Raw genomic sequence first — 9015 nt, 5'->3', positions numbered from 1 at the left:
TTTGGATGCGCTGGTTGCCTGCGGCGCGTGTCTCGCCTTGAGTGCGCTTCTCGCCTTGAGTGCGTGTCGCGCCTTGGGTGCGCTTCTCGCCTGCGGGCCGCATTTCGGTTGGGCCCGCTTCTTGCTCGGGGCCTTCTCCTGTGCCCGGCCCTTCACTTGCCTTTCGGAATCAGTCCGTTTCCTGGATTCCGTCGACTCTCGCGAGTGGAGCGTTTTTATCCGTTCGGACTGCTTTCGATTTCCTGCGATGGGAAAGACCGTAACTTTCCCGCCACGCGTCCTACAACCGTTCAACGGCGGCCGGAATTCACGCAGTCGATCAGGAATTGACGAGCTGCCGGGAAAGGGAACCCGGAAGGACCGCGAGCTCGTCGACGCGCCCGAGGGACGCGTGGGGATCGGCGGCGAAATGCCGCAGGACGCGCGCCAGCCGGGCCGCGAGCGCGTGGGCCGAGGCGTCGTCGACAGCGGTGCGGTGGTACTCGATCCGGACCCGGAAGCCGGGCCCGGTGTCGGCCACCACGGTCAGCGCCTGGGGCCGGTCGGGGAAGGCACGGAACGCGGCGACGGTGACACCCGCCGCGGAGGGCGCCGGCCGTGGCTCTGGCCCGCAGTCCACGACGGTGTCGTACGGCGCGGACACGACCGGCGCCCGGTGCAGCCGGGTCAGCAGGTCGGCGGCGGTGTCCAGCGGCCCCCACACGGCACGTACGGCGACGGTGCGGGCGAACGGCCCGAGCAGTGCCCCGGCGTCCGGCGGCCGCCCGGGCACGGTGACCCCGAGGACGACATCGCGCCCGCCGGCCGTCTCCGCCCGTGCGACGGCCCAGGCCGCCTGCACCAGCATCCCCACCGGTACGCCCGACTCGGCTGCCCGGATGGGCAGTTGGCGGGCGACCGGCGGCGGCAGCGGAGCTTCCACGCTGCCGGTGTCGGGCGGCTCCGCGGGCGGCCCCACGGGTCCGGTGAAGCCGTACCGGCGGGGCAGGAGTCCGGGATCGCCGCAGGTGGCGTACAGACGCAGCAGGTCATCGGTCAGCAGGCGCACCGACTCGGTGTCGAGCAGCGCGGGGTGGGCGGTGACCAGCAGGTCGTGGTGCTCCCAGCCGAGCCGGACCAGGGTGAGCCGGAACAGCGGTCCCGGGCCCAGAGGGGTGCGCCGGTCCTCGTACAGGAGGCGGTCGAGGCCCTCGCTGCGTTCTCCGATGGTCAGCCTGGTGAAGTCCCGCACCTGCCACGGCAGTCGTACGCCGTCGAGGACCCGTCCGTCGCGGGTGGTGCGCAGGTGGGTGTGCCGGTCGAGCAGGGCCTGGGCCGCGGTGTGCAGTCGGTCGGCGTCGACGACGCCGACGAGGTGGACGACGGTCTGGAAATTCCCCGCAAGCCTCGCAATCAATTTCTTCGCCCCCGTTTCTCGTTCCTTTGTTTTCTTGTCCGGCGATTCAGCTGTTCGACTGTTCAGGTCGGCCAGTTGCGCATGTCGTCCGGTTGCCCCGGCGGCCTCACGGCCGCCGGGGGTGTCGGATCAGCCCGACGAGATGGCCGCCGCCATTCCGGCGACCGTCGGGTTCTCGTACAGCTCGTGCGTGGTGAGCCGCACCGTGAGTTCGTCGCCGATCCGGGCCAGCAGCCGTGTCGCCCGCAGGGAGTTGCCGCCGAGGTCGAAGAAGGAGTCGCCGCGACCGACGGCGGGCCGGCCCAGCACCTCCGACCAGATGTCGGCGATCTGCCGTTCCAGGTCACCGACCGGTTCCTCGAACTCCCGTGCACTGCCGGTCGGTTGCGGTGCCGCGTCCAGCAGCAGCTGGGTGGTGTCGATCCCGCCCGCCGCGTCCGTCGGGATGCTGCCGACCTCCAGCAGCCGTACGGGAACGGACAGTTCGGCGAGCACCGGCTCCAGCGCGGCGCGCACGGTGTCGGGGTCGGCGCCGTCGGCCGTGTAGGCGACGAGGACCTCGCGGGCGTTCAGCTCGTCCGTCGCCAACTCGGCCACGATCACCGGGTTGTCGAGGTCGAGGCCGATGAGCAGGTAGTGGTGCGGCAGCGCGCTCGCCGTCAGGAAGGCGCGCAGTCCGTCGTCGGGGTCGATGGAGCGGAATCCTCGGCGGCGGGCGGCCGTCGTGGACTGCCCTCGGTTCATGCCGGTGTTCTCCCACACGCTCCACCCCAGGCAGCGCACGTCACGGCCGCGTTCGTGACGCCAGTGGTCGGCGAAGCCCACCATGAAGGTGTTGGCCGCCGCGTACGCGCCGAAGGAGTGCCCGCCGAACTCGCCGTTGACCGAGCCGAACAGGGTGAGCGAGGCTCCCGGCCGGCTCTCCAGCAGCTCGGCGATCGCCAGGGTGCCGGCCACCTTCGCCGCGTACTGCCGGCTGAAGGCGGCCTCGGTCTCGCGGGCCAGCGTGTGCCGTTCCAGGTTGGCCCACTGGTCGCTGACGTCGGCGGCGGCCAGGTGGAGCACCCCGTCGAGGGTGCGGCCGTAGCGCTCCTCGGCGGCGGCCACCGCCGCGCCGAGCCGCAGCGGATCGGCCACGTCGGTCCGCTCGTACGTCACCTGCCCGAGTGCGGTGAGGTCGGCGAGCGCCTCCGCCCTCTCGCCCTCGGCCGGGGAGCGGCCCACCAGCAGCAGCCGGACGCCGTAGGCGGCGAGCAGATAGCCGGCGAGGTCGTGGGCGATGCCGCCGAGGCCGCCGGTGACCAGGTAGAGCCCGCCGGGTACGAAGGGCGCTCCCCCGGTGGTGGTCTCCTCCTCGGGCACGGGCCGCAGGCGAGGCTGCCAGCGCAGTCCCTCGCGGACGGCGACCACACCGCTCTGGGCGCGGTCGGCGAGTTCCCCGCGCACCGCGGACGCCCACTTGACGGGGTCGGCGGGCAGGTCGAGCTGGCGGACGGTGAGGTGCGGCAGCTCACTGACGGCGGTGCGCACCAGCCCGGGCAGCGCGCACACGCCGAGGTCGACGTGGTCGCCGGGGCGTACGTGCACGGCGCCCTCGGTGAGCAGGAGCAGCAGCGGCCGCCCGAACTCGTCGCCCTCCAGGGCCCGGACGAGCGCGGTGAACCGCGTGGTGACCTCGATGAGCCGTACGGCGGGATCGGCGGATCCGGCGGGATCGGCGGATCCGGCGGGATCGGCAGGGTCGCCGGGGCCGGGCAGCGGCCAGCCGTACACCACGGAGTCGATCGCCCCGTACCGCGCGGCGACCCTGGTGAGCACGCGCCGGATCTGCTCGGCGTCGCCGGGCACGACCCGGAAGCGCCCGGGCCCCTCCTGGACGTACGCGTCCCCCTGGCCGACGACCACCAACCGGTCGCCGCCGAGCCCGAGTCGGCCGACCTGCTCCTCCTCGGCGAAGACGACCCGTACGCCGCCGCTCCCGTCGCCGTCCACGGCGTCGAGCCGCGCCCACCGGCGGGCCACGAACCCGGTGTCCGCCGACTCGTCCTCCTCGGCCTCCCGCTCGACGCGGTCCGCGAACCGTCCGGCTCTGAGGTCGGCGACGAGCGCGGCCCGCTGGATCTTGCCGCTGGCGGTCTTCGGGAACTCCGCCTCGGTGACCGGGACCAGCAGGTCGGGGGCGAGCCCGGCTTCCCTGCCCAGCCGGGTGCGTACGTCCCGGCAGGTGCGCCGGAGCGATTCGGCGTCCCACTTGACCGGCACGAAGAACACGACCAGGCGATCCGACCCCTCTCCCGGTTCACGGACGCCGGCGGCGGCCGAGAAGGTGACGCGGACGCCCTCGACCTCCTCGACCACGTTCTCCAGCTCGTGCGCGATGTAGTTGGCGCCGCGGACGACGATCTGGTCCTTCTTGCGCCCGGCGATGACGAGCGCGCCGTCGTGCACGAACGCCAGGTCCCCGGTGCGGAACCAGCCCTCGGCGTCGAACGCGGCCTGGTTCGCCTCGGCGTTGCCGTGGTAGCCGCGCATCATCGTCACGCCCCGGATCTGCAGCTCGCCGATCCGGTCCTGAGGCAGCACGTTCCCCTCGGGGTCGACGACCCGGATCGTCACGCCGGGCAGGGGCCCGCCGACGGTCGAGAACGCCACCGCGTCCTTTCCGCCGCGCTCGTGCCCGTCGAGGAAGCGGAGGTCGCCGTCGAAGGAGGAGGGCGCGACCACCAGCGTGCCGGCGGTGCGGTCGGTGCGGGACTGCGTCGAGTACGTGACGCCCGAGCAGGTCTCGGACATGCCCCAGGCCGGCGCCATCGCGTCCGCGGGCAGCCCGTGCGGAGCGAGGAGTTCGAGGAAACGGTGGCTGGTGGCGGCGATGACGGGCTCGCCGCCGTTGGCGAACTCCCTGACGTGGGACAGGTCCCAGGAGCGCCGGGCGATGTCGTCGGCGTGCTCGTTGATCAGCGCGAAGGCGAAGTTCGGCGCCCAGGTGTTCGTCGCCCCGTACTCCTGGAGCCAGTCCAGCCACAGCAGCGGATCGGCGAGGAAGTCGTCGATGCGACCGTTGACGTGGCTGCACCGCAGGAACATGTCGCGGATGTTGTAGAAGACCATCGTGACGTGGTCCAGCGGCATCCAGATCAGGCTGACGTCGTCGGACGTGTAGCCGCGCCCCTGCGCGACGGCCCAACTGCGCCGGGCGACACTGGCGTTGGTGTGCTGGACGCACTTCGGTACGCCGGTGCTGCCGGAGGTGAGCAGGTTGATCACCGGGGTGTCGGGCGTGGTCGCGTACCAGTCGGTGTCCCGGTCGTACTCCGCCAGGGACTCCACGGTCAGGATGCGCACCGTCGACTCGCCCCACAGGTCGCGCACCGCGCTCAGCGCGGGCGCGGTGGCCGCGTCGGTGAGCACCACGGGGTGCCCGAGCAGGTTCCAGGCGCCGCGCAGCTTGCGGTTGGCCTCGTTGTGCGCGGCGTACGTCGTCGCCACCGCGACCGGTGTCGGCACGAACCCGCCGAGCACACAGGCCCAGAACGCGGTCATGTAGCCGCGGTGGTCACCGAACTGGAACAGCGCGGCGTCCCCCGGCTCCAGCCCGGCCGCCCGCAGGCCGGCGAGCACCCGCTCGGCCTCGGCGAGCAGCTCCGGGTAGGTCTGCAGGTCGGGTTCGCTGCCCCGGCGCAGGAAGGTGGTGCCCTTCTCGGGGGTGAGTTCGGCGGCCTGGCGCAGCGCCTCCTGGAGGGTGGTGGCCGCGCCGTCGGGTATGCGCACCGGCCCGCCGTGGGTCTGGGAGGACGGTTTGCCGCCGCCGTCCGCCCCGGCCGCGGCCTCGGCCTCGGCCTCGGGTGCTTCGTGCGCCGGTGCCTCGGGGCTGTCGGACACGGCGGTACGGGTGCCCTGGCGGACCACGGCGACGGCCTCCCGTACCCCCGGGACCGAGCGGGCGGCCGCGGCCAGCCCGTCGATCAGGGCCGGGTCGATCGCTCCGGACGTGGTCATGAGGTCCTCCCTGCCATCTGGGGCGCCAGCAGTGTCTGGCTGATGTGTCCGGTCAGTTCGGCCGCCTGGCCGAGGAAGTAGAAGTGGCCGCCCGGGTGGAGCCGCGTCTCGAAGCGCGCCCGGGTCTGCTCGCGCCAGGCGTCGAGCGTGTCCAGCGGGGCGCGGGGGTCGGTGTCGCCGCTCAGGACGGTGATCGGGACGTCGAGGGGGGCGCCGGGTTCGATGTGGTGGTTCTCCCAGAGCTCGAAGTCCGCGCGCAGGGTCATCAGCAGGGCGTCCATGACGTCCTCGTCCTCGGCGATCTCCGGCTCGATACCGCCGAGGCGGACCACCTCGGCGGTCAGCTCCTCGTCGGAGAGGTGGTGCAACCGCTGTATGGCGCCCCGCTGTCCGGGTGCGGACTGGGCCGACAGGAAGAGGTGGCTCGGCTGGGGGCCGCCCTTGTCCCTGAGGGCGCGGGCCAGTTCGAAGGCGAGGATCGCGCCGCCGGAGTGCCCGAAGAAGGAGAACGGTCCGTCCATGACGGGCCGCAGCGCCTGGGTCAGCACTCTGACCAGAGGGGCGACCTCGGTGACGGGGTCCTCGGCGATGCGGTTCTGGCGGCCGGGCAGTTGGACGGCCGCCAGTTCTATCTCCGGTGGCAGCAGCGCGGCCCACTCGGCGTAGGCACCGGCGCCGGCACCCGCGTGCGGGAAGCAGATCAGCCGGTGACGGTGGTCGCCGCGCCGGGCCCGCCAGATGTAAGGGGTCTCGGCTACCAGGTCGACGGTTCCAACGGTGCCGACGGTGCCAAGGGTGTCGACGGTCATGCAGGTCCTCCAGGGCAGTTCTCGGTAAGGGTGGTGAAAGGGAGGGTGGTGACAGGGAGGGTGGTGACAGGGGTGGCGGGACGAGTGGTGACTCGGGTGACCGTGGGGGCGCCGCCTCGGGTGGCCGTGCGGGGGTGACCCGGATGGCCGTGCGGGTGACCGTGCGGGTGACCGGCGGTGCCGCCGGACGCGTGGGGCTCGGGGGCGCCCGGTCGCCGCGGCCGGATCAGGCGGGTCAGCCGGACCAGGCGGATCAGGTGGCTCAGACGGGTGCTCAGGCGGATCAGGTGACTCAGGCGGATCAGGCGGTTGTGCAGCCGCTTGCGGCAGAGGGTCAGGAGGGTGGGGAGGGGCTCCATGCTCAGGGGCACCGCATCTCGAGCTCGTGGGCCAGGCGGAGCCAGTGGTCCGCGCAGCGGCGCGCGGCCTGGGCGAGGGTGCCGGCGCGGTGGGCCGGGACGCTCTGTGCGAGGCGGCGCCACTTCGCCTCGTCGCCGATCGCGTGGAGGCTCAGCATCTGCAGCAGCAGCCGCCCGGACTCCGTGCGCAGCGACGGGTCCTTGCGGAGGTTCGGCAGCATCAGCGCGATCGCCGCGGCCGACGTACGCGTCGGGGGCCGGCCGGCGGGCCGCCGCACGGCTATCGGAGCCTGCACCGCTTCCTGCTCCCGCGTCGCCGGCCGCGCCCGGTTCGGCACCGGGTCCTGACCGGCGCGTATGCGGTCGCGTACGTCCTTCGCGGTGGCGGTGGCGATGCCGGCGCGGGCGGCGATCTCGCGCAGGGAGGCGTCGGGGTGGGCGGCGATCACCTGGCTGGCGCGTAACCGGCCCTCCGCCGCGTGCAGCGGGCGGACCCGCCCGTCACGCCCCATCCGCGCGGTGTTCGACTGTTCGTTCTGGTCAGTTGAACGGCGCCGGACGGCCGCGACGGTACTGGCCGCGAGTCCGGTGGTGGCCGCGATCCGCCGGTCCGACCAGTAGGGGCGGGCCATGAGGATCCGGGTCGCCGCCGCCGTACGGTCCGCCTGGGTCAGCGGCAGTCCGTGGGTCACGTTCAGCTTGACGGCCAGCGCGAACGCGTCCTCCTGGGAGCCGTCGAAGAACTCGACCTCGATCTCCGCGTCACCGCGCAGCCGGGCCGCCCGCAGCCGGTGCATTCCGTCGACGACCCGCATGGTTTCGCGGTGCACGAGGATCGGCGGGAGAGGGGCGTCCAGTTCGGCCAGGGCCTTGACGTGCGCGTCACTCTCGCCGTCGACCCGCGGGGAGTCGGAGGCCAGCAGCGCGCCGAGGGCGACGCTGGCGCGCTCTCCGGTCGGCCCGGTCGGCCCGGTCGACCTGGCCGGCGGTTTCTCGGTCCCGGTGACGGCACCGGTGACGGCACCGGTGACGGTCCCGGTGACGGTGCCGGTGACGGCCCTGGTGGCGGTGCCGGTGCCGGTGACGGCCCCGGTGACGGCCCTGGTGGCGAGCACCAGGTCGGCGGCCGGTTCGGCAGAAGCGTCGAGGACGTTCATGACGTGGTGGTTCCTCCCCCTGTGACTACCAGCACGGACTGACGGCCGACGGCACGCATGGGTCAGGTGGCGAGCCCCATCAACCTTCGAGCATGAAACATACCAGTCACCTGGTTTTTTTACGACCCCTTCGGCGAATCCGCGTACTGAACAGCCTTGACGCCGCGCCGCCGGGGACACCCGGGCCCGGGAGGACCGTAGAGCCGACCACCTCCCTTGCAACCACTTTGACCTGCACAAATGATGAGCCATGGCCACCTCGGGCGAACACTCCGACCGCCCCGCCGAGCATCACCAGCGAACGACCTTCCCTGAAGAACATACGGCCATGCCGGTTTTTTGGCACGACATCGGGTGGGCAGTTGATCGCAGCTAAGCCACCACCGAGCCGCCGACACGCGATGAACAGGCTCTTTGCTTCGAACCTCACTCCGGGTGGGCTTGGCGAGGGATAAAACAAACCGCTATGCTGGTTTCCTAATGCTCGCCCATCGCTCAATTCGCCTTCAGTGAGGAGCCCCCGGTGACAAAACAGGAACGTGCGGTCCGCACCCGCCACGCGCTCATCCGCTCCGCGGCCCAGGCCTTCGAGCTGCACGGCTATGCCCAGGCGAAACTGGCGGACATCAGCGCCCGCGCCGGCGTGAGCCCCGGGGCCCTGCACTTCCACTTCGAGAGCAAGGCGGCGGTGGCCCGGACGGTCGAGTCGACGGCCGGGGTGAGTCTGCGCCGCGCGGCCTGGCTGGCCCAGCCCCCGGACACCAACGCCCTGCAACGGCTCGCGAACGCCTCGCACGCCCTGGCCGGACTGCTGCGCACCGATGTCGTGGCCCGCGCGGGCTTCCGGCTGAACTGCGAGGCGGTCAGCGGCGGTGGGCTGAACCTGCGCCAGGAATGGCGCGGTTGTGTCGAGCAACTGCTCGCCGAGGCCGCCGCCGACGGTCTGCTGATCACCCGTCGGGCCTCACGGGCCGACGTGGTGGCCGCGATCGTCGCGGCGACCATCGGCTTCGAGGTACTGGGCCGCCGTGACCCGGAGTGGCTCTCGCACCGGACGCTCACCGGTTTCTGGCGGGTGGTGCTGCCCGGTCTGGCCACGCCGGACGCCCTGGGTGACCTCGACCCGGGCGGCACCGGCATCCGGCCGACACGCCGAGAGACCGAAGGGGGCGTCGTACAGGCCGAGTTGGAGGCGACCGGGGCGGCGCCTCCGTGACCGGCGCGCGGACCGCGCAGCGGGAGGACCGGCGGCGACAGGAACGAAGGAGGGCCGGCGTTTTCGCCGGCCCTCCTCA

Annotated in this window: 5 protein-coding genes; 1 reads left to right on the top strand and 4 read right to left on the bottom strand. The window is 72.4% G+C overall.

The genetic code is table 11. The annotated features are described in order from the left end of the window. Positions 1-319: 319 nt before the first annotated feature. From AB0959_RS46775 to AB0959_RS46760, 4 genes are all read right to left on the bottom strand, one after another. A complete protein-coding gene (locus AB0959_RS46775; RefSeq protein WP_366833037.1) occupies positions 320-1396 on the bottom strand; it encodes a condensation domain-containing protein in 1077 nt (358 codons plus the stop codon). A 129-nt stretch (positions 1397-1525) separates the two neighbouring features. Next, complete coding sequence (locus AB0959_RS46770; RefSeq protein ID WP_366833036.1) at positions 1526-5395, bottom strand: SDR family NAD(P)-dependent oxidoreductase; 3870 nt, start codon at positions 5393-5395, stop codon at positions 1526-1528. Continuing rightward, positions 5392-6204: an alpha/beta fold hydrolase gene (locus AB0959_RS46765; RefSeq protein ID WP_366833035.1), complete on the bottom strand. Its 813-nt coding sequence runs from the start codon at positions 6202-6204 to the stop codon at positions 5392-5394. Before AB0959_RS46765 ends, AB0959_RS46770 begins: the two co-directional genes overlap by 4 nt. Before the next feature lie 361 nt (positions 6205-6565). Beyond that, entirely contained in the window at positions 6566-7720 is a 1155-nt protein-coding gene (locus AB0959_RS46760) for a hypothetical protein (RefSeq protein WP_366833034.1), read from the bottom strand. A 523-nt stretch (positions 7721-8243) separates the two neighbouring features. Between AB0959_RS46760 and AB0959_RS46755 the strand changes: the two genes are divergently transcribed. Continuing rightward, positions 8244-8936, top strand: a complete 693-nt coding sequence (locus AB0959_RS46755; RefSeq protein WP_366833033.1) for a ScbR family autoregulator-binding transcription factor — start codon at positions 8244-8246, stop codon at positions 8934-8936. Positions 8937-9015 lie beyond the last annotated feature (79 nt).

The sequence above is a fragment of the Streptomyces sp. NPDC046862 genome, from assembly GCF_040704615.1.
Taxonomy (GTDB): domain Bacteria; phylum Actinomycetota; class Actinomycetes; order Streptomycetales; family Streptomycetaceae; genus Streptomyces.
The sequence above is the reverse complement of the archived record's forward strand: the minus strand, read 5'-3'. Positions and strand labels throughout refer to the sequence as shown.

Excerpts from the sequence above, each read along its gene's own strand:
- AB0959_RS46760 (WP_366833034.1), bottom strand. The coding sequence starts at position 7,720 with ATGAACGTCCTCGACGCTTCTGCCGAACCGGCCGCCGACCTGGTGCTC.
- AB0959_RS46770 (WP_366833036.1), bottom strand. The coding sequence starts at position 5,395 with ATGACCACGTCCGGAGCGATCGACCCGGCCCTGATCGACGGGCTGGCC.
- AB0959_RS46765 (WP_366833035.1), bottom strand. The coding sequence starts at position 6,204 with ATGACCGTCGACACCCTTGGCACCGTCGGCACCGTTGGAACCGTCGAC.